General features: G+C 43.9%; 28 protein-coding genes. 12 read left to right on the top strand and 16 right to left on the bottom strand.

Going from position 1 to position 25319, the window contains the following annotated elements:
- The first annotated feature begins 146 nt into the window (after positions 1–146).
- From NWE91_00390 to NWE91_00350, 9 genes are all read left to right on the top strand, one after another.
- Positions 147–2456, top strand: coding sequence for a methyl-accepting chemotaxis protein (locus tag NWE91_00390; protein MCW3984865.1), 2310 nt, complete (start codon positions 147–149; stop codon positions 2454–2456).
- A 1-nt stretch (position 2457) separates the two neighbouring features.
- On the top strand, positions 2458–3228 hold the full coding sequence (locus NWE91_00385; GenBank protein ID MCW3984864.1) for a chemotaxis protein CheW: 771 nt from the start codon (positions 2458–2460) through the stop codon (positions 3226–3228).
- Positions 3229–3381: 153 nt separating this feature from the next.
- Entirely contained in the window at positions 3382–4425 is a 1044-nt protein-coding gene (locus tag NWE91_00380) for a chemotaxis response regulator protein-glutamate methylesterase (protein MCW3984863.1), read from the top strand.
- Between the two features lie 48 nt (positions 4426–4473).
- Complete coding sequence (locus NWE91_00375) at positions 4474–6069, top strand: chemotaxis protein CheA (protein MCW3984862.1); 1596 nt, start codon at positions 4474–4476, stop codon at positions 6067–6069.
- Between the two features lie 114 nt (positions 6070–6183).
- Complete coding sequence (locus NWE91_00370; GenBank protein MCW3984861.1) at positions 6184–7182, top strand: response regulator; 999 nt, start codon at positions 6184–6186, stop codon at positions 7180–7182.
- Positions 7175–7648, top strand: coding sequence for a chemotaxis protein CheD (locus NWE91_00365; GenBank protein MCW3984860.1), 474 nt, complete (start codon positions 7175–7177; stop codon positions 7646–7648). The genes NWE91_00370 and NWE91_00365 overlap by 8 nt, the downstream gene beginning before the upstream one ends.
- 114 nt (positions 7649–7762) lie before the next feature.
- On the top strand, positions 7763–8368 hold the full coding sequence (locus NWE91_00360) for a chemotaxis protein CheC (GenBank protein ID MCW3984859.1): 606 nt from the start codon (positions 7763–7765) through the stop codon (positions 8366–8368).
- A gap of 13 nt (positions 8369–8381) precedes the next feature.
- On the top strand, positions 8382–8747 hold the full coding sequence (locus tag NWE91_00355; GenBank protein ID MCW3984858.1) for a response regulator: 366 nt from the start codon (positions 8382–8384) through the stop codon (positions 8745–8747).
- A gap of 371 nt (positions 8748–9118) precedes the next feature.
- A complete protein-coding gene (locus NWE91_00350) occupies positions 9119–9685 on the top strand; it encodes a hypothetical protein (GenBank protein ID MCW3984857.1) in 567 nt (188 codons plus the stop codon).
- 60 nt (positions 9686–9745) lie between these two features.
- On the opposite strand, the gene NWE91_00345 is transcribed toward NWE91_00350, so the two are convergent.
- The 4 genes from NWE91_00345 to NWE91_00330 are packed head-to-tail and all read right to left on the bottom strand — an operon-like array spanning position 9746 to position 11802.
- Positions 9746–10282, bottom strand: coding sequence for a 4-vinyl reductase (locus tag NWE91_00345; protein ID MCW3984856.1), 537 nt, complete (start codon positions 10280–10282; stop codon positions 9746–9748).
- A 12-nt stretch (positions 10283–10294) separates the two neighbouring features.
- Positions 10295–11005 carry an AAA family ATPase gene (locus NWE91_00340; GenBank protein ID MCW3984855.1) on the bottom strand — a complete coding sequence of 237 codons (711 nt, stop codon included), beginning with the start codon at positions 11003–11005 and terminating at the stop codon, positions 10295–10297.
- Between the two features lie 16 nt (positions 11006–11021).
- A complete protein-coding gene (locus tag NWE91_00335) occupies positions 11022–11588 on the bottom strand; it encodes a hypothetical protein (protein ID MCW3984854.1) in 567 nt (188 codons plus the stop codon).
- Between the two features lie 22 nt (positions 11589–11610).
- On the bottom strand, positions 11611–11802 hold the full coding sequence (locus tag NWE91_00330; protein ID MCW3984853.1) for a hypothetical protein: 192 nt from the start codon (positions 11800–11802) through the stop codon (positions 11611–11613).
- 69 nt (positions 11803–11871) lie between these two features.
- On the opposite strand from NWE91_00330, the gene NWE91_00325 reads away from it, so the two are divergent.
- The gene (locus NWE91_00325) at positions 11872–12240 is read left to right on the top strand and encodes a response regulator (protein ID MCW3984852.1); all 369 of its coding nucleotides are present in this window, start codon (positions 11872–11874) and stop codon (positions 12238–12240) included.
- Between the two features lie 81 nt (positions 12241–12321).
- On the opposite strand, the gene NWE91_00320 is transcribed toward NWE91_00325, so the two are convergent.
- From NWE91_00320 to NWE91_00280, 9 genes are all read right to left on the bottom strand, one after another.
- On the bottom strand, positions 12322–13116 hold the full coding sequence (locus NWE91_00320) for a hypothetical protein (protein MCW3984851.1): 795 nt from the start codon (positions 13114–13116) through the stop codon (positions 12322–12324).
- A 397-nt stretch (positions 13117–13513) separates the two neighbouring features.
- A complete protein-coding gene (locus NWE91_00315; protein ID MCW3984850.1) occupies positions 13514–14815 on the bottom strand; it encodes an MFS transporter in 1302 nt (433 codons plus the stop codon).
- A gap of 48 nt (positions 14816–14863) precedes the next feature.
- The gene (locus tag NWE91_00310) at positions 14864–15283 is read right to left on the bottom strand and encodes an AAA family ATPase (protein ID MCW3984849.1); all 420 of its coding nucleotides are present in this window, start codon (positions 15281–15283) and stop codon (positions 14864–14866) included.
- Between the two features lie 19 nt (positions 15284–15302).
- Positions 15303–15461: a DNA-directed RNA polymerase gene (locus NWE91_00305; GenBank protein ID MCW3984848.1), complete on the bottom strand. Its 159-nt coding sequence runs from the start codon at positions 15459–15461 to the stop codon at positions 15303–15305.
- A gap of 813 nt (positions 15462–16274) precedes the next feature.
- Positions 16275–16541 (bottom strand): hypothetical protein, encoded by a 267-nt coding sequence (locus NWE91_00300; GenBank protein ID MCW3984847.1) that lies wholly within the window; start codon positions 16539–16541, stop codon positions 16275–16277.
- 503 nt (positions 16542–17044) lie between these two features.
- A complete protein-coding gene (locus NWE91_00295; protein MCW3984846.1) occupies positions 17045–17269 on the bottom strand; it encodes a hypothetical protein in 225 nt (74 codons plus the stop codon).
- A gap of 91 nt (positions 17270–17360) precedes the next feature.
- On the bottom strand, positions 17361–18305 hold the full coding sequence (locus NWE91_00290) for a hypothetical protein (GenBank protein ID MCW3984845.1): 945 nt from the start codon (positions 18303–18305) through the stop codon (positions 17361–17363).
- 87 nt (positions 18306–18392) lie between these two features.
- A complete protein-coding gene (locus NWE91_00285) occupies positions 18393–18728 on the bottom strand; it encodes a hypothetical protein (GenBank protein ID MCW3984844.1) in 336 nt (111 codons plus the stop codon).
- Between the two features lie 311 nt (positions 18729–19039).
- Entirely contained in the window at positions 19040–19441 is a 402-nt protein-coding gene (locus tag NWE91_00280; GenBank protein ID MCW3984843.1) for a methylglyoxal synthase, read from the bottom strand.
- Between the two features lie 349 nt (positions 19442–19790).
- Here NWE91_00280 and NWE91_00275 point away from each other — a divergent pair, with 349 nt between their 5' ends.
- Together NWE91_00275 and NWE91_00270 are read left to right on the top strand one after the other, a co-directional pair.
- Positions 19791–20549 (top strand): GNAT family N-acetyltransferase, encoded by a 759-nt coding sequence (locus tag NWE91_00275; GenBank protein MCW3984842.1) that lies wholly within the window; start codon positions 19791–19793, stop codon positions 20547–20549.
- A 168-nt stretch (positions 20550–20717) separates the two neighbouring features.
- Positions 20718–21209: a winged helix-turn-helix transcriptional regulator gene (locus NWE91_00270; GenBank protein ID MCW3984841.1), complete on the top strand. Its 492-nt coding sequence runs from the start codon at positions 20718–20720 to the stop codon at positions 21207–21209.
- 127 nt (positions 21210–21336) lie between these two features.
- Here the strand turns inward: NWE91_00270 and NWE91_00265 are convergent, their stop codons facing one another.
- The 3 genes from NWE91_00265 to NWE91_00255 all read right to left on the bottom strand — a co-directional run bounded on the left by NWE91_00265 (position 21337) and on the right by NWE91_00255 (position 24929).
- Positions 21337–21534 carry a hypothetical protein gene (locus NWE91_00265; protein MCW3984840.1) on the bottom strand — a complete coding sequence of 66 codons (198 nt, stop codon included), beginning with the start codon at positions 21532–21534 and terminating at the stop codon, positions 21337–21339.
- Between the two features lie 139 nt (positions 21535–21673).
- A complete protein-coding gene (locus NWE91_00260) occupies positions 21674–21802 on the bottom strand; it encodes a hypothetical protein (GenBank protein ID MCW3984839.1) in 129 nt (42 codons plus the stop codon).
- 82 nt (positions 21803–21884) lie between these two features.
- Positions 21885–24929 carry a cohesin domain-containing protein gene (locus NWE91_00255; GenBank protein MCW3984838.1) on the bottom strand — a complete coding sequence of 1015 codons (3045 nt, stop codon included), beginning with the start codon at positions 24927–24929 and terminating at the stop codon, positions 21885–21887.
- Between the last annotated feature and the right edge of the window lie 390 nt (positions 24930–25319).

Here is a 25319-nt window from a genome sequence, read left to right as displayed (position 1 = left end):
AGGATGTGTATTTTGGCTATTGATTTTTGGATATGAATTCTGAATAGTCACTGGTAGGATATACTAGTGGTTACACCAGCCTTAGATATAGCCATAGCATAGTCTTTGACATCGGTAAAATTTCAAAAAATGGAGATGTTAGAAAAGTGTCTAAGTCGAAAACAAGTATGGTGGAAACAAGTTCGATGGATGAGTATTCAACGAGGCAGTTGCAGAGGCTATTGGAAGGCTTAGAAGCCGTCAGGAAAGGCGACTTAACAGTGCAGATACGAAAGGAGCAAGAGGACATCTTCGGTGAGCTAGCAGATTCGTACAATGGCATGGTAGAATTGATCGGTGGATTAGCTGACGAAGTTTCTCGTGTTGCCAAAGTTGCTGGAGTTGAAGGCAAACTCAGTGAGAGAGCTACGGTGGAAGGTGTCAAAGGCAGTTGGAAAGACATCGTGGACACGCTAAACACTTTGCTTGAGTCTGTCGTTGGACCAGTGCAAGAAGTTGGCAGAATAGTCACCGCCATTGCGAAAGGTGACTTGACACAGAAAGTGACAATAAAAGTAGCCGGAGACTTCGAGGTCTTAGCTGGTGTAGTCAACAGTATGGTGGATTCCCTCAACACATTGGCGTCAGAAGTGTCAAGAGTCGCCAAGGAAGTGGGTGTTGAAGGAAAACTCGGAGTGCACGCGGAGGTTCCAGGTGTCGGTGGTTCTTGGAAGGACGTTGTTGACACATTGAACGGATTGGTGGACGCACTTACTGTACAAGTGAGAGAAATCGCTAAGGTCACTGTGGCCATATCAAAGGGTGATCTGACACAGAAGGTGGAGGTACCCGCAGCCGGGGAAGTAAAGGCTCTGGCCGATGCAATCAATGGTATGGTTGATGACTTGAACAGGTTGGCATCTGAGGTTAGCAGGGTAGCAAAGGTGGCTGGCACTGAGGGTAATCTTTCAGAGAGAGCAACGGTTGAAGGTGTTTCTGGATCTTGGAAGGACCTTGTGGACACGCTGAACTATTTGATTGAGTCAGTTGCTAAGCCGACGCTTGAGGTTAGCAGAATTCTCACCGCCATATCTGAAGGAAAATTGACGGAGAAGTTTGAGCTGGAGGTTGCTGGTGACTTCAAGGTGATGGCTGACACCATCAACAAGACTCTAGACGGCCTAAACAGGCTGGCTGGCGAAGTTAGCAGAGTTGCGAGAGTAGCAGGAGAAGAAGGAAACTTGTCGGAGAGGGCATCTGTGCCAGGTGTTACGGGTTCATGGAAAGACCTTGTAGACACACTGAACAGCTTGATCGACTCGATAATTGTTCCAATTAGAGAGGTTCAAAGGGTTCTCGTTGCGATGTCTAGGGGCGACCTAACTCAAAAGGTGGCTCTGGAGAAGGCAGCGGGCGATTTCAAAGCTATAGGAGAAACCATTAACCAAACGGTGGGCGATATAGGTGCACTCATCGGAAAGGCTAGGGTTGTGGGCGAGAGAGTCACAGTGGGAGCCGACCAAGTGGCTTCTTCTTCAACGCAGGTCAACGCTGCTCTGCGCCAAGTAGCAGACATCGTTGGACAAGTAGCTGAGGGAGCCCAGACACAATCCAAACGGCTAGAAGAAACCACAAAGGCCATCGCAGATCTATCCACCAGCATCCAGCAAGGTGCAACCAACGCTCGATCAGCGGCAAACACAACAGCGGAAGCGGCTAAGCTTGCTGCAAAGGGCACTGAAGCAGGACAAGAAGCGGCTACGAGACTGAAGGCAATCGACGAAATTGTGAGAGCTAACACAGATACAGTTCAGAAAGTGGATGAGAGCGCACAAGAAGTCGCAGCCATCGTGGGAACGATCAACGATATCGCGGATCAAACCAATCTGCTAGCTTTAAACGCGGCAATAGAAGCGGCTCGGGCAGGAGAAGCGGGCAGAGGATTCGCAGTTGTTGCGGATGAAGTTAGGAAGTTGGCTGAAAGGTCAAAGACGGCGACTGGCGAAATCGAGGGACTAGTCGGTGGTGTAAGAAAGGCGTCAGGTAGCGCAGTGTCTGGCATGACACAGGGAACAGAACAAGTTGGTGAAAGCCTCAAAATCGTTGATACCGCTCTGTCTATCCTAGACCAGATCTCCGCTGGAGCACAAGAGATAACGGCTAAAGCTCAAGAGATAAGCGCCGCCAGTCAACAACAATCAGCTGGGTCCCAGCAGGTAACAAAGGCAATAGACGAAGTAGCGTCTATATCCGAACAGAACAGTGCAAGTGCACAAAAAATGTCTGCCTCCATGCAACAGCAAACCGCTGCTATGCAACAGATGACTTCGTCTTCCCAAGAATTGGGTGCTATGGCAAAGGAACTCAGCGGATCACTGCAACTGTTTAAGGTAGTCCAAGAGGCTGGAGAGGCAAGGGTGGCGGAAAGGGTCAGCTCTAGGAAAATGGCGAAGAAGAGAAAGATAGAGGCTGACTAGAATGTCGAGGACGGTAGCAAGGACGAAGCAAGAAGTAGCGGCAATCGTGGAAGAACCAGCAATCGAAGAAAGAGACACAACTCAGTTCGTGGTCTTCACCCTCGGCAACGAAGAATACGGCGTCGGGATCCTAGATGTTAGGGAAATCGTCAAAACAGGAACGATAACGATGATCCCTAACTCTCCAGATTTTTTGAAGGGCGTCATCAATCTTAGGAGCAAAATCGTCGGTGTGATAGACCTCGAAAAGAGGTTCCTGCTGAAAAGAGAAGACGAAGAACACACGGGTAAGCACATTGTGATAGCAATGATTGACGATGGCACCTTTGGGTTGCTCGTAGACGAAGTAACCGACGTACTGAGGTTGCCCAAAGGAGACATCAAGCTGCCTCCAGAGATGATAACCAAAAAAATAGGCATTGACTACGTAAAGGGCATAGGAACCTTAGGAGAGAAGTTAATAATACTGCTTGACCTGGAAAAGGTTCTCTCTGAAAAAGAACTCATCGAGTTAGCGAGGACATCAGCAAGAGAATATCGCAGAGTCAAGCCAAGGAAGAAAGAAAAGGCTCCTGAAGAAAAGCTGGCTGAAGAAACAGAGAAATCGATGGAAATAGAAATACTAACACCAAAACAAGAAATGCCAGAGGAAAAGCTGCCAAAAGAAAAGGAAACAACAGAGTGGCAAGCGCTTAAGGAAACGTTGCCAAAAGAAGAGCAGTTGAAACCAGAGAAGAAAGTAGCAGAAACAACAGAACGTAAACCTCTATAGCGTGCAACCCGCAGAGCTGCAAAGGAAAAACCTGTTGAAAAGCCAAAGGGTAAGTGAGAAATATTTTCTCAATGGGCGGTTTCAATCGACAACATTTTCCCTTTTTTTGTTGGGGTTACGAGATGAGCAACAGGCTTTCGGGGGATAACAGAAATGGTAAAGGTGCTGGTAGTTGATGATTCATTCTTCATGAGAACGTTAGTTGCTGATATGTTGAATTCTGACCCTGAAATCGAGGTTGTTGGAGTTGCAAAAGATGGCAACGATGCCGTGGAAAAATTGTCGACTTTAAGACCGGATGTGATCACTTTGGATTATCTTATGCCTGGCTTGGGCGGGTTGCGCACCCTTAAGCGTATCATGAAGGAATTTCCTACTCTCGTGATAATGTTAAGCGCCTATACCCAGGAGGGGACAGCTGCAACCATAGAGTGTCTGGAGGCTGGTGCCGTGGATTTTGTTCTTAAACCGTCTGGCGCTGTCTCCGTTGACATTGGAAAGGTTAAAGACAAGCTTACAGAGAAGATAAAAAGAGCTTCAACGGTTAACATTCGGAAGATTAAATCTATACTTGCCAGAGAACGAGTCAAGCAGTTTTTGGCGCCTGGTCTCGTCGTTAGGGAGAAAGTGTTTGTCATTGGATCATCCACTGGTGGACCATCTGTTTTGGAGCTGATTCTGTCAGAGCTTCCTTCAAACTTTCCAGCTGCAATCCTTATCGTTCAACACATGCCTGCGAAATTCACTAAATCCCTAGCAGAACGGTTGAATCGAATGTCTGAAATCGAGGTGAAAGAAGCCGAAGAAGGAGACCTGATAGAGCTTGGAAAAGCGTTCGTTGCCCCTGGAGATTTTCACATGACCGTGAAGAAAACAATGACAGATGGCGTAACGAAGGGCGTTATCCGCTTAAACAGGGGTCCTCTTGTTCACAGTCTGCGGCCTTCTGTTGATGTGACCATGAAGTCGGTTGCAGAAGTCTATGGTGAAAACGCTGTTGGAATCATTTTGACTGGCATGGGCAGGGACGGAGCAGAGGGTATGAGGGCTATTAAACGAAGAAACGGCAGGACGATTGCGCAAGATGAGGCTACATCTCTGATCTTCGGTATGCCTAGGGAAGTCATCGAGAAGGGAGACGCAGATCATGTTCTTCCCGTGTTTAAGATTAGCGAGGGGATAATTCAACTTCTGTAGAAGGTGTGAGTGCCAACTATGGACGTGTCGAAGTATAAAGATATGTTCTTGAGCGAAGCGAAAGAGAACCTGCAGTTGTTGAATGAGTCCTTATTGAAGTTGGAGAAGAACCCGGCTGACTTGAAGTCTATTGATGAGATGTTTAGGGCGGCTCACAGTTTGAAGGGCATGGCAGCCACTATGAACTATAATAAGCTTGCAGGGCTGTGTCATGCGATTGAAGACGTTCTGGATAAGGTGAGAAAGAAGGACGCAAAGCTGACGTCTGAGATGGTTGAAGTTTTCTTTGAGTGTTTTGATAATTTGGAGCTGTCTCTCAGAAGGATTTCAGGTGGTAATGATGAAGCGGATGTAGCTGGATCCTTGTCGAAGCTGAATCGTCTTTTGTCTGCTCCAGGTGAAAAACTGGGTTCAGGAGCTCCTGAGGGTGTAAGATTAGCTGAGAAGCCTTCGTCTATTGAGAAGATTCGTGAGATAAAGGTTGACGTTGAGACATTGGATACGCTGGCGGGTCTCGTAGAGGAGTTGTTGGTTAACAAGATGTTGTTGGATCAGCTGTATGCCTCAGAAAAGTTTGGAGATATGCCCGGCGCTTTAGATGCTTTGGGCAGGATGGTTTCTGACTTGCAGTTCAATGTTATGCAGGCTCGTTTGGTTCCTGTTGGGCAGATATTTCGTAGGTTTCCGAGAATGGTTCGGGATTTGGCGAGAAGAGAGCAGAAACAGGTTATTTTAGTGCTTGAGGGCGGTGAGATTGAGCTTGACAGAAAGATTGTGGATAAGTTGGGAGAGCCGCTTGTTCATTTGCTGAGGAACGCGGTGAATCATGGCATAGAGGTGCCACACGAAAGAGAGAGATTGGGAAAACCAGCGGTTGGAACAGTCAGGTTGATCGCTAGAAGAGAGAAGGATTATGCCCTCATTGAAGTGGAGGATGACGGTAGAGGGGTCAGTGTGGAGAAGGTGAAGAGGGTTGCAGTGGATAGGGGGATACTAAGCGGAAAGGAAGCAGCACGCTTAGGTTATGAAGAAACTGTGGCATTGTTGTTTGATAACAGGTTTAGTGCAGCTGAGAAGGTTACTGAGGTTTCTGGTAGGGGTGTTGGGCTTGACGTGGTTAAGAGAACGGTTGAGTCTCTTGGCGGAACGGTTCAAGTGGGCACTCAAGCTGGAAAGGGCATGAAGGTTACGTTGAGGTTTCCGCTTACGTTGGCCATTATCTCAGCTTTGTTGACGAAGGTGGGAGAGGAAATCTATGCTGTTCCTCTGACCAGTGTTGTGAGGTCGGTCAGGGTGAAGGCTAAAGATGTTAAGAGGATGCTTGGTCGTGAGGTAGCTGTTTTGTCTGAGGGGAATGTTCCGTTGTTGAGGTTGTCGGATTTTTTTGGTTTTCCTCATGAGGGAGAGAAGAGTGTGTTGATAGTGCTTGTGAATCGTGAGAACGAGTTTCTCAGTTTAGGTGTTGATGCTCTCTTGGATAAGCAAGATATTATTGTTAAGCCTTTGGACAGGTTTGTGAGGCAGAGTAGGGTTTTTGCCGGGTTTACGATTTTGGGGGATGGGAAGCCTGCTTTGATTTTGGATGTGAATAGTTTGTTTGATTCGTTGGTTGAGGAACAGAGGTATGCAGCTAATGTTAGCTGAGAAGGTATGCGCATGTCACTCTTCGAGCAGAGAAGCGGTTACACCAGCCTTAGATAAAGCCGCAGCTTAATTCTTGACATGAAAACAGGCGATGGAAAACAAGGAGGTGAAAAAATGGGTACGAAAATATTGGTCGTTGATGATTCGGCGTTTACGAGGCGGATTGTACGGAATGCTTTGAATGGTCGGGGTTTCCGAGAGGTGATTGAAGCAGAGAACGGCGAGGAAGCATTGAGGAAATATGAAACAGAAAAGCCGGACGTGGTACTTTTGGACATAATAGTGCCTGGCTTAGACGGAACTGAAGTGCTCAAAAGGATCATGAACATAGATGAGAATGCAAAGGTGATAATGCTTACAGCTGTAGGGCAAGCAAAGACTATGAAGACATGCAACATACTTGGTTCCGCTGGGTACATTGTTAAGCCTTTTGATGAAAGACAGTTAGTGGACACTGTGGAGGAGACCCTTCGTGCAAAAGGAAAGAGAAAACGAACGGCGAAATTGACTAAATTGGAGGAAGATGCGTTGAGAGAGGTTGGGCACATCGGTGCGCAGCATGCAGGCACGGCTCTTTCAAAGATGATTGGGCAAACGGTCAAGGTGAAGCTACTAACGGCAACGATGACTTCTTTAGATGACCTTCCGAAGTTGGTTGGAGATAGGGAAACGTTGGTCAGTGGGATATATCTTCCGGTAACTGGAGACCTTTCGGGTTCATTGTTGATGATTTTTCCAGAGAAAAGTGCTTTCATACTAGTGAACGTGCTGTTGAAAAAGGAGCCGGGAACTACAAAGGAGCTTGATGAGATGGACAAATCTGCTTTGAGTGAAGCTGGGAATATTCTAGCTGGAAACTGTTTAACTGCTTTGTCGCACACATTGGGAATGCATCTTGTTGAACATGTTCCCGAGTTCGCACATGGTATGGTCGGGGCCTTGCTCGACAACGTAGCCGTAGCCTTTGGGCAAAAAGCTGAGCGAGCATTGATAATACAAGTGGAGTTAAGCACTAGAGCAAAAATCAAGGTCATGGGATACTTCTTCCTCCTGTTCTCATTGAAGGAAGCTCACGCAATGCTGAGAGCACTCGGGGCAAAGGTAGTTGCATAACATCCTAGAAGACATTGTAGTGGACACGGCTCAAGTAAAAGCCACCCAGACGCCCAACAGGCTAGTGGCGCTTGGAGTAGGCTCTTGCATAGTCGTAACGCTCTACGACCCCATGCTCAAAGTTGGAGCAATGGCCCATGCCATGCTGCCCGACAGCACAGAACATGGGCTGACTAGTAATCCATTCAAGTTTGCCGACTTGGCTATAGATCATATGATTAGGAAAATGGAATCGTTGGGTTCTCAAAGACGAAATATGACCGGAAAGATTGTCGGTGGAGCAAACATGTTTCCGACTCTTGGACATAAAAGCTTGAAGACTGGTGAAGAGAACGTTCTGGCTGTAAAGGAGAAGCTGAGGAAAGAAGGAATCTCTCTGGCTGGAGAGGTCGTGGGGGGTAGTGTTGGCAGGTCTGTGGAGTTTGACACAGCAAGTGGAATCGTAACAGTTAGAGTAAAGATTTGAGGTGGCAAGGTTTGTTAGAGGTGTCACCCATTTCCGTTGTTGATGGTTACACTAGCCTTAGATATAGCCATAGCATAGTTCTAATCAAGACATCCTAAAATGGAAGGAACATGGATGGTAGAAAAACTTACTGAAATAGAGAAAGACTTTCTGAAGGAGATGACGAACATTGCTGTTGGAAACGCCAGCACTCTTCTCTCAGAAAAGACTGGACAAGAAATCATGTTAACTGTGCCCGACTACACAATAATCTCTCACGCCAAGATAAAAGAATATGCTGAAGCTCCAGAAGGAATTGCTGTTTGCACATTTGCTAAGTTAAAAGGTGAGACTGTTGGAAGTGTTATGTTAGTCTTCGGCTCAGAAAGTGCATTGAAAATGGCAGATTTGTTGCAGAATAAGAAAACGGGAACAACAAAATGGTTATCAGAAGAAGGCCAAAAAGCACTCCTACAAATGGGCAATACTGTTTTTGAGTGCTATTTGGAAGCGATAGCACACTTCATGGACATTAAGATGCAGTTGGGAGATGTCAAACTGTTTTCTACAATCGGAGATGCAGTCTTGGATGTGCTGTTGGCTCGACCTATTGAAGGTCCCGTATTAGCAGTCAGAAATGAACTTGCCGTAAAAGATATTGCCAAAGCGAACGTTTGGTTCCTTTTCTTCCTACGAATAAAGGGTGCACTATCGCTCATAAAAAAGGCAAATCGGGAATGAGAAGGGAGTAACAATGAAAAAAGTATTGATTGTGGACGACTCTTCTTTCATGCGAAGGATTCTGAAAGACAAACTATCAGTTCTTGGACAAACATCGGTTATTGAATCGTCAAACGGAAAACAGGCAATGGAGATAGCTAAAAAAGAAAAGCCAGACCTAATTCTCCTAGACATAGTCCTACCAGATATTGACGGTGAAACTGTCCTTTACAATTTGAGAAAAGACGGTTTAGAAAGCAAAATAATTGTGGTCTCAGCAGTTGGACAAGGACCACTAGTCGAACGATGCAAGAAATTAGGCATCAGCGGCTACATCGTTAAACCATTCGACGACGCAAAAATAACAGAGCTAATAAAAAAGACATTCAACATGTCGTAACAACCGAATTCGTGTTTCTTCTCCAGCAAAACCTGTGTGCGCAACAATAACATATAAATAACATGTATATCTGATATGCTGCTGGACATAATTCTTATACGTCTCTTCGAAGTTCCATTTTATATGAGGCATTCCCTCCTATTCGAGGCGTGACTCTTGGAGCTTGAAAACACTTATCCTTCGCCCAAGAGCCTGCGCCTCTCTAGACTTAGGGGGAAAGCCATGATTTTCGTATCGAGGCCTTTGAAAATATCGCACGCAAAGATTTTTCACAACATGTCACTGTCCTAGTTACTGAGAGGGTTACACCAGCTTTAGATAAAGTCACGACTTAGTCTTAATCATGACATCCTAGAATGGAAGGAACATAGATGGCTAGAGAACTTATTGAAACAGAGAAAGATGCTTCGAAAGAGATTACGAACATTATCTCTGGAAACGCTAGCACGAGCACCGACAAATACGAAAAGATTTCCCACATTCTTGAATATTGGACCAAGATCGAAGGTTACACAATAGAAAGATACGGCCTATTAGCTAACCAAACAAGCAATCGTCATGCAAAGGTAATGTTTGAACGATTATCTTCAGCAGGGGAACGCCACACAAAGATATTGGGAATCACAAAAGAAATCTTAACTGAGACAGGAGAGATAGACCAATCGGTGCACATATCTTCACATGTAATCATCCCGGAAAACACCAAGCCGCGCATATACCTCACGGATGTAGAAGAAACGTATCACGCAATGAAAAGCCATCTTGAACTCGAGCAAGGACTAAAGGAAACCTATGAGGAGATGGCTGGACAAATCAAAGATCCAAGAGCTATAGCACTTCTTCGCGCATTGGTTGGAGATGAGAAGAGTCATCACAGAGAGCTACTTGAGATAATCGAGATGTTCGAAAAAACATTCAAAGATAAATTGAGAAACTGAGTGGACGGGAGCCATCCAAGAACAAGGAACGCCCGCTGGACATCTCTCTACAACTGAATGTTACTGAATAGGAGTGATTTTGAACTCGCAGTACGGGTCTCCCATGCCCATACACTTAGTCTCAGAACAACTTACCTTTCTCTCCCAAACCTCCGAAACAACACCAACCCAATAACCCCTAAAATAATAACAGACAGGCTTCTCCGATTTTTCCTGCGTTTCTAACACAATGACTAATGGATTATTCTCCACCAGAATCATCAAGGCCCCCCGTTTCTCATCATACTTCTGAACCCTAGGCACTCCCCAACCAGTAACCCTAAACTGACGAATAATGTTATCCAACAACTGACGCTTGGTAAAAGAAATTTCATGCTGCCGCAATGTCTCTATTTCCTTCAAAACATCATAGCGTCCCTTTTCTTGTCCCATCATATAAAACATGGTGAACCCAGCAGAACCGAAAGCATTCAACGATTCCATCATCTTAACGAAAGCCTCAGACGCTATGAGCACCATACGCCGATAGTCCTCTCCCAAACGTGCCCTTGCCTCACCCTTCTCAGCATCCAACATCACACTATTTTTTCCAGACATTCCAACTTCTCCTCAAAGCCATTTTCTCTTTCTAGATGTTGGTATCGGCGACACAGCGATGCCATCAGTAGATATGAAGAAGTCATAGCAACTCAAATCATGGTTAACGCCACGCATCTTAGGAACAAAAAGCATTCTCCTAACTCTAAAACCATCGATTGTAGATTCTAACACTATCAAACCGTCTCCCAAGAACTCTTCAAAGCCAGAGCCAATATCACTTTTCCCCCAAGGCACCTCAACAAGCAAAAGAGACGTGCAACCAGCATTCTCAAGAAGCCTATTAACCATTCCAACGAAGGTTCGAGCCTCTGCCTTATTCTCGATGTAAATTGTCATCGCCGACAAACTGTCAATGACAATACGCTTTGCACCCGCCAACTCAATTTCAGTCATCATAATCGCAAAGTTCGCTTCCAAGCCTTTTTCTCCCGTGGCCTGCATAAGATCCAGAAAATTAACTTTCTTCATTAATTTATCAAAGTCCCATCCGAACTTCAACGCATCCCTCTTCAACTTCTTAACGCTTTCAACAAACGTAACATAGACGCCGTTTTCCCCATATTTCGTAGCACCACTGTACAAAAACTGCAACCCAAGCGTTGTTTTTCCAGCACCAGGTTGACCTGCCACAAGAATCGTGTCACCCCTATTGAAACCACCTCTAAGTATCTTGTCCAAACTTAAAATTCCGGTCGAAACCTTTTCTCTATTATTAACCATCTTTCCACGCCCAAATTTACAATGTTATAATTCCATCACAGAACTGCCTGATGGTCGCGATCACCTTCGCATCTATTCCCTCACGCACAGTAAAGATGACACCGTCAAACCCCAAAACCCTAAGTCTGCCAAGAAGAAAGTGCATGAACTCAAGAAGCGAGTCAGGACTGTTAAAAACCAGCAAGGTCGCTATAGAATCGAGGAGAAGCCAACCTGGGCCATCTCTACCTTTAATCCGGTTTATAGCCTTTTCAATCGCCATCTGCGTCGCCGAGAGCTCCGAAGCCGAGGAAACATAGATAACGCCATTCACTTCCGCGTCGCCAACATTCTTTGAGACCAGATCCACCACCCACACACGACCTTCCTCAAGTGGTTTCTTCAGATCATATCCATAATCCTTAATTTTCTCAATCAGATTGTTTGCAGGTCTGTTGGAAGACACGTACACGCCACAACTGCCAGTTTTCTGCTTACTCTTCAAAAAATCCGCTGCCAACTTAACCTGATTTTCTCCAGCTGGAAACTCCAAAATCACAATCGACCCAGAAGAGACTTTTGCAAGTTTTTCCTCAATCGCCACCTTAGATCCGCCTCCGCCAACATTAGCTAGGCGAGGCCTCGGCTTTATGGTACATTAAGACGTATTCGTCGCCATGTTTAAGAGTTAAAACGAATTTTGTTTTATCCGTCACGCCGATCAGCTTAGCAATCTCCATAGGAATCAGCAGATACAAACTCTTCCGAAGACGAATAGGCTTCAGCTTTATCCCAGCCACGTTCAGCACATCCAACAACAGCGTGTTTCCTTGTCATAGACTAAGCTTCGGCATTATCTAAGGCTACTGTAACCATGAACAACGAAGTTGGGTGACACCGCGAGAAACGGACGAGAAGCAATACAAAAGTCAAAAGCCAAGTTCTTCAACCTGGCGCTGATAGAAATCAAACTCCCAGATATGGAAGGCACCGAACTACTCACAACAATACACAATACCCTGCTCAAAGTGGTCAAAATCATGATCACAGGATACCCCTCACTGGAAAACGCCGTCAAAGCCCTAAATCTGGGAGCAGACGCATACATCATAAAACCCGTCAAACACCCAAAGCTGTTAGCACTCATAAAAGAAAAACTCGAAGAACAGAAAAAAGCCGAGAAGATGACAGAGGGAAAAGTGACCGAATGGATCAAAACAAGAGTACGCAAACTAGAAGACGAACGCCAGAAATAGCTTGCGAAAACACGTGCACCATCAACTCAATAACTCCGTCGATAAAGCCTACACGTTTTCAACGACGCCATCAAACAAAAATTACTTCGCTGATCTGGGAAGTAGGAGAGAAAACAAATCACGTAGATTCGAACTGTTACAGTAAACTCCTAGATTCTTTTCAGACTCCAAGTTGACATTGTTTAGGTTCAACCTTGCCAAAAAGAAGGTTTGGTCATCAACACCCAAGTACAGCAAAGGCGAATCAACATCGACGTGCTTGACCTTGTATATGTAGTTGAGTTCCCGTGCTAGATTACCATTATGCGAGTTAATTGGAGTTCCTATCTGAACCTTCACACCGTTCTCAACCAGCTTGTCAAGCAATTTGTTAAAAGTCTTATAAAACCATACGAAGCCGTTTTCCGTTGTTACGACAGCAACGCTTTTCTTGGCTCCAGACAACGTTTCTCTAATTTTTCCAAGAATCTCGGACCGATCCTGAATAATCCACACTTCTTCCTTTTGAGGTCCGTTAGTCAAGTGCGTTTTCCTAAAGGTCTTTTCAAGCAATGAAACAACCTTGTCGGATTCCATCAGCGAAATTACACTATTAGAAGTCCTCTCTTTGAAATGCAACAAAATCTGCTCAAAAGCTTCTGCAGGAGATGTAGGAGCAAACTTCCGAGGCTTCCCTGGCAGTTCAGAAACCAAACCGCTTTCCATCAACTTCTTCAATGTGGCGTAAACCTTCGTTCTAGGCACTCCGCACCTCATGCTCAGTTTTCTAGCCTCAGAAATGCCTCCCGTGACCAGCGACACGTAAACCCTTGCCTCATATTCCGACAGCCCAAGATGCTGTGAAACCTGCTGATACGCCAGCGTTGAGGATTCCATTCTTCTCACACAACAAGTATCTGTTCAACATTGGCACACTTTAACAATTATGAAATCAAAATACTGATTATCAATATTCTAGATTCAGATTTGGAATCCAACAGTGAAATGTTATGGTTCTTTATCTCAAATGAACTGCCTACGCGGAGTAGGTACGTCCTAAAGAGGATATATTGTATAAGAGTGGAAATAGGATACCAAAGGATTTAACCTGATACTACTGTTCGTGTTCGCATTCTGGATAAGGCTTAAATCAACTTAAGCGCCAGGAGTTAGATTCTGAGTCTGAATTATGAATATCACTGATTCATATCTTCAAGACGAAAGCATTATAGAATAACGCATGGGACATATCAATCAACGTTCAACACTCATGCGCGTGCAAAATAGAGTAAAGTCATTTCTTTTTATGGACACTCCGGTTCATCCTAATAACAAACGACAATATTAATGCCCCTACAAATACCAAAATAGCTCCTATGACAAATGAAATTTTGTATGCAAATATCTGAGTTGCTCCAGATCTAATCAGCTGATCAACAATTGGACCAACGATGAGAGTTCCTGGAATACCCCAGCTTAAGAAAAACGTCGCATTAAACAGCGCGAACTGTTTTCCTCTTTTCTCTGGTGGTATTAGTCTTGAAGCAAAAGAATATGATGAAGCCAAAATAACTACATCAGAGACGCCAGAAAGAAAATTGGTGGCGAAAATCACTGGAAGGTTTTCTGCAAGAGCAAATCCTGCCAAATATAGAATTGCTATCATAGTGCCAACAAATAGCAAATTTTCGTCTCTAAAACAATTAGAAAGTCGCCTTACAAAAAAACCTACGATAAAAATGGCCAAGGAACCTGTGTTCACAATATAGCTTAGAGCACCACTGGACACATCAAAACCCTCATTTAGTGAAAGGTATTGCGGTTTCATAATTGCAACACTGTTCCTTCCAAAATTGATAAATAGCATTGCAAGTAAAAACACGAGAAACTTTTTGGGGATTGGCATCTTTCTACTCTTATGTGATGTTCTTTTTTTCCCAATCCCTCCTTCAGGCACAAAAAACATTGGGATAGTGGAAACAATCATTACAGCAGACGCAATAAAGAATAGTAATCCTTTGTCAAACCCCCATCCTTCATAAAAATGTGATAATCCATCGTATGCGATTCCACCTGCCCACACACCAACAATTCTTCCAATGGCACCAATGCTCAGAAGTTTGCCTTGTAAACCCGCTCGTTGACGTTCAGGATATAGATCAGAGATAAGTGCGCTCCAACCCACATTTGACATTGACCAAAACACCTCCACAATCGACAAACCGATTATTATAGCATAACCAGCAATGCTACTGCTTTCAGGCAAAGTATGTATAAACCATACAAAGAATGTGCTTATTGCGGCAGATATTTCCCCTAGAATTATCAACGTTCTTCGCAGTTGGAATTTGTCTGATACGGCGCCCCAGATGAATGTCTGACACAATACATTTAGAATCATTGGGAATGTAGCAAAGAGTGTTGTTTCGGTAACACTTAGACCAAGGAAAAACCGTAGATATATCGACAAATAGCTGTAAAATAGTCCTCTTCTAAACATAGCGAGAACTTGGAAAGAAGAAATGCTCAAAAACCTCTTTCTACTAACTTTGTGAAATTGCGAAATGCCTTCATTTTCCGCGGTTTTCTCGAGCATGGAAGTTTCAAACCAAGAAATTAACTTCTGACTATTTATAATTGTGAGTTAGTGATGATGCTCACATAGGCGCTGCCCTAAAAAGGGAATGTGATGGGAAAAAGAATCAACGTCCAATTGTGGGGAGATAGCTCCAGCTTGCAGTGGAAATAGAGAATCCTTGTCTTTAGGCCATACATCTTCTGAGACTTTTGCTGTTCCATCTTCCTTATCGTTATGAACAATACGGACTCTTTCTAAATGATCGCCATCAATCATAAAGGGGGAATGGGTTGAATATAATAGCTGATTTTGGTTAGACAGCTTTTCTAGAAACTTAACAATTTTTTGCTGAGCAGTTCCATGAACATGTAATCCAAGTTCATCAAGCAACAAGATCGAGTTGCTATGAGAATTTTTCGCTTCTACAAGAAACACCAAATAAAAAGAAAAGATAAAAAAAAAGAAAAGGGATTGTGAACGAAGAATAGGAAGTCAGCTTGTGAGCTTAATATCTATTTCTTCTTGGGGGTTTTCTCTTTGCATAGCATTCTCGGCAGTATACGGGTCTGCTTCCGTCAGGTTTGAACGGAACTTCACATTCTTGTTTACATTCAGCGCAAACTGCCTTATGCATTTCTCTTGGTTCTCTACTTCCATACGACATCTAGACTACACCTCCGATTCGCTGAAAGAACTAGTTTCGTCAGAACACTAATTCTAGAATGCTTACCTTAGAGTTGCATATAAACTGCGCGGTGCCTTGACACTGCACTTTTATTCGAGCAAATCAGCCCTCAGTTCGCAAAATGTGTGTGTGTGCGTTAAAATTTAACCCCAAGCCCAAACCCAAACGTATTCGCTCTCTCAACTATTTACTCTGTTACTCTCTTACATACACTCAGCGCGTGCATCATTAATTATTCAGAAAAACCATCAGACTAAGTATAAAATAGTAGAGTTGATAGGGATAGACACCTAATCTTTCAAGTAACCCCCTGTATTTACTTTTGATGAATATCCCTGAGATAATTACAAGAATGAGCGAAACTATAGCGGAAATGAGTGAATAGGTTGCAAAAGTCACTATGATTCCTTATGAGGGCAGATAATTAACTTTGTGTCCACCCTTCTAAAGCAGGACACATCAGTAGCATGCCACAGAGGATTACGGCTCTAATCTTTTGAGGTTTGGGGACTCCATCTCCCAGCCAACTCCATTCACGATTAGCTCTCCCCCAAAAAAAGTGGATTATAAACCTATATGTGAACCTAACCCCCCGCACTAAGGAGAACCCTACGAACTTCGCATCTTCCAAGTTTTTTGGCAAATGAGGAAAGACGGATGTTCAGAGAATGCCACGGAACCTTGCGAAACATGTCAACTTGACATTACGCGTGCATCCTCTTTGGTCTTTAAGGTTCTTTAGCCAATGGGTTGTGGCCCACAGGGAGGTAGGCTCGTTAATGAGTATGAGGGTTAGACTTCGGCTTTCGGCAGCCACAATGTGACCTTAACCAAGTCATGTGGCTTCAGTTCAAGTACTTCAGCTACGAGCTTTGGAATTGCGAAGCGACCACCCTTTTGCATCTGAACCCAGAATTGTTCGCCTCCATAACTACCACCTCTTTTAAGACTAGCTTGGAAAACTTGACCCGCGATGAGCTTATAACGCCACCTTATTAACCTGGGAATCTGAACACGCATATGCCGCTGAACACGCGCGTGGAAAGATTCTACAGACATAGCACTCCACACCAAACCTCTTCTAACCATTTCCAATCGTTTCCGTACATAATGGTTCGTGGGATACGCAAAATTTAAGCCTTATCCTTGAAAACCAGCTAGAAGCAAGCCCTGAAGGGAGGAGGGGGAAGGGGAAGAGGGGGGGAGTAAAAGGAGCACGTTCCATTCCGCCGCAAGTCCATCAAGATTTTGCCTTGTAGGCATTTCGATATTACACTGAGCCTTGGATCGTAGAGGCAGCCGGAGCAGCTGTTGACTGGTTCAAGTCTTACCTTTAACCAAGCAGAAAGAGGCGTGTGTTTTGGAGATTGATATATTCTCCATAGCAGCATGTTTCCTAGATGGACGTATTCAGTATGCACACATACATATGTATGATTCAGCTTGCAAAAAAAGGAGGAGATTGGGTGATAGTCTAAATAGAATTAGAGATATTAGACTAGTATAAGCTTCTTAATCCTTTTAGATTCTATTTCCCTATTGGTAGACTTTGCTATTTTCTCCTATCCATTATGTACTCCTTTAGCTTCAAGTGTAATCTTGAATCCTACAGAATCTATGAACTTGTGGTAATTGGGATATTTCTCTTTTAATTTCTGTGATTCATCATCTTGAATTTTATGGAATCTCTTCATTAGCCCTTCCTGTAATAATGTACGATCTAACTCCTCTCGTAATTTCCCTTCTATCCTATTGAGAATTATCTCCTTAATTTTATCCTTCTTCATTATTCTCTCTCTAAGTATGCAGACTTTGCTATTCTGATCAGTTCTTTAGGCTTTGCTATAACCTCACCACACTTCTTACATTTAGAGTTAACTATTTTTCTGCCTTTTTGGTCTGTCTTAGTATTATATAGAGCTGAACTGTAGCATCAACTATAATTAGTACGCCAATCCAAGCAAATAGAACTGGTAATAAGAGGTTCCAAAATCCTATCTTGATCAGTATCCCTATAGAGAGAACTGTTAATCCTAGAATTATGCGGTCTGCAACTTTTCGTACACCCTTCCAAGCTTGTCTTGGTAATTCTGCTTCTTCCTCTGCATATGCTTTAATTGCTTTGTCTATCCGCGCCTTGCCAGTTGAAACAATTAGATACTCCTCCATTATTGCCAAATTCTTTCTGTAGCTCCATGATGAAAGGAGAATAATGGATGTAGCAAACCATAGAACAGCAAAAAAAGCAAATGTAAAAAATGTGTTTACCCAAGAAATATTAAAGGTTATATGATAGTCTGAGACGGTGCTATCTAACAGTCCCCAGATTGCCCAACTGAGTATACCCAACCAAATAGCTGTAATAGTCGCTCCAAGCGAATGAACGCTGGAGAACAGAAACTCCATTCGGTCCTTTAAAGGTTTAAAATCTGGGTCAAATGGTCTCAGATTAGGGTCAGACTCAGAATAGAACGCAAGGTCTTCTAAAGCTCTCACCAATGTTTCAGATAGATGCTCATCATTTAACTTTGTTGATGCATAATTTCTTATAACTTGAAACGGACGTGTTTCCTCGTAGTTGTAGAAGAAATATCGGTATATAGGATAGTATATGTGGAAGATCAGATACCCCAGTATAGGTCCTGCAACAAGAAGTAGGGCTGAAGAAACAAAAGAGTTGAGTGAAAGAAGTAACTCAATGGTGACAGTTTCAGAACTTGTTAGAAAGATTGGGGGAAAAAATACTAGTAAGTAGATATAACCAGGAACAGTGTATCGAAAAAACTCATGAAATCCTAGTGGAAACTTGGTCTCTACAGACATAATTATTACTCTTTAAATCATCGAAATATAGTTTTGTATGGTAGGTCTACGAATTGGTTCTCTCATTGAAAAATTAAGTGAGAAGGCTTACGATATTCTTAATTTTTCTCCTACTAAATGTGATAAATTAGAGTTTGATCCAACACTTTCAATCTTAAACTCTTTATCAGACGCTGCATGGGTTACTAATCCGGCTAATCCCATTGCTCCCATTCCTCCTCCGCCAACAACTGCTACAGGTATAGAGATAATTCCTCTACATTTGGTACACCTAAAATGGTATCTATTGGCACCAAACATTTTCATCTGTAAGCCATACTCCCAAACTGGAACTTGCCCACAGAATGGGCACTTAGGTAATTTCTTGTCTATCCAATCTCTAGGTATAGATCCCATAAACCCTGTCGGCCTTTTTAACTTCACAAAGTCCACTTTCAGTAGAATATTGTTTCAGTTCCAATTAAAATATTGTGAAGTAATAATCAAGCGTTTTGGTCTAACTCTTAGAGAGAGGGGAAGGCTCCAATAAACTTCCCTTCCCATTGTTAAGACATATACCTGGAGAATTTTGGTTCTTCTAAAATCCTAGTCTATTACTAAAAGGAGTGGAGAGGAATCCTCTTCTTATCCATCGCCGCCATCATCATCCCTCTCCTAATTGCCAAATCCGTCACTCTGATTCTCAGGCTTCATATATTACCAACACTACCCAGAAGCCTTGATAGTGCGCGCTGTCATTTCTTTTTACGTTTGTATTCTGTACTCTGAAACAGTGGACTGGAAATTATTAGATCTGCTGTTGCTCTATTACATGCAGTGGGCACGTTATACAAGACTGCTATTCTGAGAAGGGCTTTAACGTCGACATCGTGGGGGAGAGATTCTAGAGGATCCCAGAAGAAAATCAAGTAGTCTAATTTCTCGTTAGCGATCAAAGCTCCGATTTCCATGTCTCCACCATGAGAACCGTCTTTAAGCAGAGTAATGTTTAGTCCGGTTTGGTCGATGATTTTCCTCCCAGTTCCTCCGGTTGCATATAACTTGTGAAGAGCCAAGGTTCCCTTGTTAAAATCAACCCACTCTACCAGGTCAGCTTTCTTATTATCGTGCGCCACTAAGGCAATTGCTCTCTTCAAAGTATCACCCGTTCAAATCACATCGGAAACGTTCTGATAGTTTTAAACCTTTCTGAGCACTGAGACCATCATAAGTTGATGGAAAAACCTGTCATACGTGCGCGTCTACTAGTGCGCGCAAACGCGGATTTCACTTTGTCTTATGTAGGGTAAGCAGTTTTGAGGTAGAAACAAGAAATCAGATTAAGAAGTCTTCAGGAGTCATTACCTCAATATCAAATTCTCTTTTGATCTTATCTTTATAACCAAGTAAGGGGAAGTTGCGGGAGACATCTTCACTGTGCATGCTTCATTTCCAAAAATAGATAAGGTTAGATTGCATTAAGAAGCAAAGGTGGAGGTAGAAGAGATGCAAGTCAAAAAGGTGACTCTTGACGATTTGGAAACGACCTATTGTTGTATGAACGAGGTTCCTCCAAGTGTATCTTGGCCAGAATATTTGCCGGAGTCGAGACAGTGGTTTAGGGCTAACTTGGGCAAACATGTAGAAGGCTATCACTTGCTGGACGGAGTCAAAGTTGTTGGTCATGTTTATTTCGCAACGTCAGAGAAGGCGCTTATCCCATTTGAAATCGAGCCAGAGGTAGCCTGCATTTATTGCACAGAAATACTACGCGATTATATGCACAGGGGATACGGGAAAATGATGTTTGACTATATGAAGAACGATCTCAGAAAAGAAGGGTTTAAAGGCATACTAATTCCAGCGACAGAATTCAAAGAATGGATGCATTATGAACTCTTTCTTAGACATGGATTCAAAGTAATCAAAGAGCATTCACCCTACAAAGTTATGTATTTTCCCTTAACGCAAGAAAGCATCTCAGTCAAAGTTGTGAAGTTGAACTACACTCCTTCAAAGGACAAGGTTGAAGTAACCTTATTCAAGAACCACTTCTTCTGCCCAGTAGGCGCATACATGTACTATTTGATAAAAAAGGTTGCTCGAAGTTTCGGTGACAAAGTCAAAATAGTTGAAATCGATACAACGCCTGAAACACTGCGAAAATATGGAACCCAAGACCCATTAATAAACGGTAAAATCAAAATATTTGGTCCAGCATCTGAAGAAGAAGTGAAAAAGGCGATACAAGAAGAACTAGGATAGGTTGAAAATCAGGTTTTTTGCACGCGTATCATTCAACTTAATGAGAAATGGGGGCGCGTATAGGAGATATCATTACCAACACTTGGATAGGCAACATACGCGTATTTTCTTAATCCACGCGTATTTTCAACCAAAAAACGTAAATTTAACTATAGCACATTCTCAATTATGCGGAAACAACTAGCCACTAAATTATTGATAGAACTGTTAAAGAACTCTAAGGAAAGCGATAGAAGCCTAGCAAAAAAGCTGGGAGTTTCACAACCAACCATAACTCGGACTCGCAACAAAATTGAACGAGCAGGACTCATCAGAAGCTACACCATTATGCCCGATTGGAGAAAACTAGGCTTTGAAATAATGGTTTTAACTTTTGTTAAGATGCATCCAGAAGTCGTGTCTGAAGAACTATTCAAAAAACTAAAAAAATATGCGACAAAGTTTCCAAACGTATTTTTCGCCGCGCGGGGCCAGGGATTAGGCATGACTGGGGTTATAATGTCTCTGCACAAAGACTACAGAGATTACGCTCAGAAAATAGCCAAGTTCCGACAAGATTGGGCGCAGTATTTAGAGGATATTAAATGCTTTGTCATGGTAACAGATGAGGGTGAAATCAAAGAATTCTCATTCAAAAGCCTAGGCGAAAGCCTCCTATAGTTGCACAGAATATACTGAAAAAATGGGGAAAATGCGAGAGATAACCCGAAAAAAATCCGAAAACGAATATCGCTTGTTTACGAATGAAACTGCAGAAATGGAGTTGCGGCTACCGGTTTCTCCGTAGTTACCAGCTGAAATTACTACGTTGTGCGCACAGGACTATCTTGTTTTGTATCGACCAATACGATTTTACTGAACCGTCTTTATCTGTGTGAAAACATAGCTCTTGGCAGAGTTTCTCGATTAGAGTCTTTCGTTGTTCTAGAGGTTTTTCAGCGATTAGAGAAGCTAACGTTTTAATCTTTTCATTCAAGTCGCTCATGCCAAAGGCTCCTCCAAGAGTCTTTTACAGAGGAAGGATTAGCGCTCTGTAAGTAGAGAAGTAAAGAGTCACATGAATTTGAGTCCATCATGGCGGAATTTCTCCGTTTAAAATCTGTTTTTTTGAATTCAATCTTTCGTTAAGGCGTCAGATCAGCTAATTTTCTCAAAACTTCATCTCTGTATTCCTCAAGATGTCGGGCTGTCCATAAAGTTTTGATCTCCCAGAAATTTCTCTTTCTCTCCCAGTCTCTCTCCTTGGCAATCATGAAGCCTTCTTCCTAGAAGAAGGGGGGTTAAACAAAAAATAAGAGGTATGGAGTTAGCCTAAGCGGTTTCCGAGCTTATGGCTCAGCCATAAGCTAGTATGGCAAGGTTTAGACTGTATACTGGTGTTTCTGCTGAACCACCGTCTTGCGGGAAGCCGTTCAGAGCACCAACGTATATTGTTCCCATTGGTGGACGAGCCCACTTCACCACATGTACAGTGAGCACGACTGTTCCGCTTAAGTACATACACCAGTCATTCATGTTATCTGTTCCTAGTGCGACAACAATGTAATCGAAGCCGAATGGTACACCTGACGCGTCAACAACTGTAACAGTGAACGTTATGTTGTTGGGTTTGCCGGATAGTTCCTTTTGAATCATGTAGCTTGCGTAATGTATTGTGATTTCGATGTTTTCACAGTGCATGTACTCTTCCTTGTCTGTCTCAACGTTCCATATGTTGACTTTGTAGTCGTACTTGAACTCGAGAGTGTCGTTTACTATTATGCAGGCAACGTCAACTGTGGCCCAGACATTCCATCTTCCAAAGATTGTCTCTGGATCGTCACATGGCCATGGTAGTCTTAGTTTGACACAGGCTACACCGTATTCATTTGTTCTATTGTATAGGATTGTGAAGACTTCGCCGTTTGGATATTTAACCTCGAAGGCAACGTCCTTGTTCTGTTCGGGCCAGCCAGCGTACGTTACGTTGGCGCAGAGCATTACGTTCTTCTGCGGCCAGAACATGTCGCTTGATTTGTCTTTGCCTTGTCCGCCGAATGGCGCTGGATATTGCGTGTAGACGTCGATGAAGCCGCCTAGAGCCTTGTAGGGTGCTGTGTATGTAGCATCTTCTACCACGTGCGGTAGATGTACTGAATATTCTTTGTTGTGCCATGGGCAGTAGTCACGTTCTGGATGCGGGAACCCGGCAACTTGCACTATGGGCACCACGCCGAAGAACGGATCTGTTGGATCGTCTTCGCATATCCATGGGTTTCTGCTGGTGTACAAGTCTATACCGATGCCTTCCACATGGTATGTTCGGTTTTCACCGATGTCATGTTCGAAGAATTCTAAGTAGTCGGAGGGATTAACCAGTGTGTTGGTGTCGCTGTCGGTCCAGCCTACAACAGCGTAGTCTCTCCAAGAATGTGGATACTCCTCGTCAAATTCGCCACCAATGGGGCGTGTGAGCCACACTAGAAAGTTTTCGTAGCTGCCGCGGAACTGTATGTATCGTTGGCTAGGGTCTGGTTCAGCGTTGAAGTCTACTGACAAGTACGACGCGGCGGTGTAGTTGATCCACCATTCTGAGCCTGTGGGCCAACTCCAAAGAGTTGGGTAGTATCCCAAACACCACCAGCCTTCAAGCTCCCACGCCCAGTCAGGGTCATACCACCACTCAGATGGTGGCGGCTGAGCGTAGCCACAGTTACGAGCTGGTCTAGTGGTGCAGTTCGGGAAGTGGACTGTTACATTCTCGATGCCGCTGGCTAAGTAAAGGATCCAAGGCCAACCGCGTAGGGTGTTGTTGACACCGTCCTTCCAATGCTCGTTGATTATTGGCACGTCAACTGGTGTAAGCAGCTCAATTAGGTCTTCATCAGGATAGGCAATGTAGTCTACACCTGCAGTTAGAGTGTAAGTGTACTCGTCAGCTGTGAAGGGCAGAGCATGTACAGTAATGCTGTTCACAGAGGAAAGCCCTGGCATTGAGAAGTTACCTGTCCAGTAGGGGACGCCGAAGCCGTTGTACGGGTCGTCGGTTCCCACGTACCTTCCTGGCAACCCGTTGTTGGCTAGGTTGTCTGGACCGAAGCTTGTAGGCCAAATGTAGTCTTCAACTGTTTGGTAGGGTTGCTGTGTAAGGTTGAGGGTGCCGGTTATTTCTTCTAGGTCGTAGTCGAAGTAGAAGCCGGTGGTTGTGTCGAGTAGTATGAGTTGGTCGCTTGGGCTAAGCACGCCGTCGCCGTTGTCCTCCCAACTGAGCATCTCGAACGGTCCAGCTAAGTAGTCTGGAGCCAGTTCATAATAGGTTGTGCCCACTGGGTTTGCAATAATGATTGGTCCACCGATTGAGTCGAATGTATGTGCGCCTGTGTACATTGTTGGGTTCTTCAATGCGATGGGGGCAGTTGACGGCGGGAACTCTGTTGACTCGTAGGTTACGTTGAAGTCAACGCTGAACATTCTTATCTGCCCATATGGAGCAATGTGGGGTTCACCATATCCTAAGAAGCTAACATGTACTATTCCTACACCGTTGTCAATGTCCTTCGCAAGTTCAAAGATGCCGTTAGGCCAGAAGGCCTCGAACGTTCCGTCAGGGTCAACACTTGCGTCTATCGCCTCTATCAAGGTTGGGTCGAAGTTCATGTACACGTCGATTCCGCCGACGTCCCAGAAGGGATCCAAGTGGGTGCCGCCTTCTCCTAGCAGCCATACACTATATGTGAATACTTCACCAACTGAAGTGCCTTCGTAGGATGCTGGGTCTATCTTCAGCAGAGGCCACGAAGGAATACATGGTTGCCGATACCAGTGTTTAATCACACCATCCTCTCTTATGTGGTCGATGGAACCACCAGCGCCTGCGGCAAGGTCGACTGCTGTGAGGTTCAGGTACGTGTAGAAGAACGCGGTGGGATCGCCGAAGGGCAGGTTGATTGCCCTGAAAGTCATTACGAAGGCTGTTCCGCTACCGTCGAAGGATGGACCTCCAAGGGTGGCTAAGGCAGCCCAATAAGTTCCTGGTACGTTTTCAACCACGTCTTTAAGCGTCGATGTCGGATCGTGGATAATTCCTGCGTAGGGGCATGGCGGTTGAACAGTTGGATAGTCTTCAACAGACATAGTCTTGATGTGACTTACGTATTGAAGGTAAGTCGTGTTCCACGCTATTTGAATGTCCAAACCTGCAAGGTCTGAAACGTCCTCGATTACACAAGCAACGGTGAACTCTTGACCGTTACTCGTAATTTCGGCTTGTGGTGATGGTTGAGGATAGAATCTGACAACCGTCGTTTGTGCAGACACTTTAGGTGTAGCTACCATCAATAAACTGAGCAAAAGAGTCGAAGTAAGCAATATGCTAAAAGCTTTCTCCATCTTCGGTTTCATTCCTTTTTCTCCTTTCTCAACATAACAATGGGTCTCTGGTGTGTTAATAATGATTCTGGAACATTATTCTGCATTCCTAGAAGAAAAGGGGCAAATGCACTTGGGTTCTCTGTACCAACGTCGAATGCTCTTGTCAATGTGTTGACTGGTTGAATGCTAAGTGCCCACACTAATGAGAAGTGAACACAATAGTTGAGACCGCCTTTTTTCACTCTTTCTCCCTAAGTAAGATGTGAAAGAGAAGTTATTATTGTTTTTGAAAGAAAGTTCTATTTCGATGAATGCAAAACAGAAAAAATGGGGTGTGCGGGAGATATCTCCACTGCCGAACTAGAAAAGCAACAATGTCGTTTTTACCGCCTTCACGCCTTCTCTTCTGCACATTTCATG

Source organism: Candidatus Bathyarchaeota archaeon, from assembly GCA_026014805.1.
Taxonomy (GTDB): Archaea; Thermoproteota; Bathyarchaeia; order Bathyarchaeales; family SOJC01; genus JAGLZW01.
Note: the sequence above shows the minus strand (reverse complement) of the source record. Positions and strands in the feature narration are given on the sequence as shown.

Excerpts from the sequence above, each read along its gene's own strand:
- NWE91_00385 (MCW3984864.1), top strand. The coding sequence starts at position 2,458 with ATGTCGAGGACGGTAGCAAGGACGAAGCAAGAAGTAGCGGCAATCGTG.
- NWE91_00380 (MCW3984863.1), top strand. The coding sequence starts at position 3,382 with ATGGTAAAGGTGCTGGTAGTTGATGATTCATTCTTCATGAGAACGTTA.
- NWE91_00370 (MCW3984861.1), top strand. The coding sequence starts at position 6,184 with ATGGGTACGAAAATATTGGTCGTTGATGATTCGGCGTTTACGAGGCGG.
- NWE91_00360 (MCW3984859.1), top strand. The coding sequence starts at position 7,763 with ATGGTAGAAAAACTTACTGAAATAGAGAAAGACTTTCTGAAGGAGATG.
- NWE91_00355 (MCW3984858.1), top strand. The coding sequence starts at position 8,382 with ATGAAAAAAGTATTGATTGTGGACGACTCTTCTTTCATGCGAAGGATT.
- NWE91_00350 (MCW3984857.1), top strand. The coding sequence starts at position 9,119 with ATGGCTAGAGAACTTATTGAAACAGAGAAAGATGCTTCGAAAGAGATT.
- NWE91_00345 (MCW3984856.1), bottom strand. The coding sequence starts at position 10,282 with ATGTCTGGAAAAAATAGTGTGATGTTGGATGCTGAGAAGGGTGAGGCA.
- NWE91_00340 (MCW3984855.1), bottom strand. The coding sequence starts at position 11,005 with ATGGTTAATAATAGAGAAAAGGTTTCGACCGGAATTTTAAGTTTGGAC.
- NWE91_00320 (MCW3984851.1), bottom strand. The coding sequence starts at position 13,116 with ATGGAATCCTCAACGCTGGCGTATCAGCAGGTTTCACAGCATCTTGGG.
- NWE91_00315 (MCW3984850.1), bottom strand. The coding sequence starts at position 14,815 with ATGCTCGAGAAAACCGCGGAAAATGAAGGCATTTCGCAATTTCACAAA.
- NWE91_00305 (MCW3984848.1), bottom strand. The coding sequence starts at position 15,461 with ATGTCGTATGGAAGTAGAGAACCAAGAGAAATGCATAAGGCAGTTTGC.
- NWE91_00300 (MCW3984847.1), bottom strand. The coding sequence starts at position 16,541 with ATGTCTGTAGAATCTTTCCACGCGCGTGTTCAGCGGCATATGCGTGTT.
- NWE91_00295 (MCW3984846.1), bottom strand. The coding sequence starts at position 17,269 with ATGAAGAAGGATAAAATTAAGGAGATAATTCTCAATAGGATAGAAGGG.
- NWE91_00290 (MCW3984845.1), bottom strand. The coding sequence starts at position 18,305 with ATGTCTGTAGAGACCAAGTTTCCACTAGGATTTCATGAGTTTTTTCGA.
- NWE91_00275 (MCW3984842.1), top strand. The coding sequence starts at position 19,791 with ATGCAAGTCAAAAAGGTGACTCTTGACGATTTGGAAACGACCTATTGT.
- NWE91_00270 (MCW3984841.1), top strand. The coding sequence starts at position 20,718 with ATGCGGAAACAACTAGCCACTAAATTATTGATAGAACTGTTAAAGAAC.
- NWE91_00265 (MCW3984840.1), bottom strand. The coding sequence starts at position 21,534 with ATGAGCGACTTGAATGAAAAGATTAAAACGTTAGCTTCTCTAATCGCT.
- NWE91_00260 (MCW3984839.1), bottom strand. The coding sequence starts at position 21,802 with ATGATTGCCAAGGAGAGAGACTGGGAGAGAAAGAGAAATTTCTGGGAG.
- NWE91_00255 (MCW3984838.1), bottom strand. The coding sequence starts at position 24,929 with ATGAAACCGAAGATGGAGAAAGCTTTTAGCATATTGCTTACTTCGACT.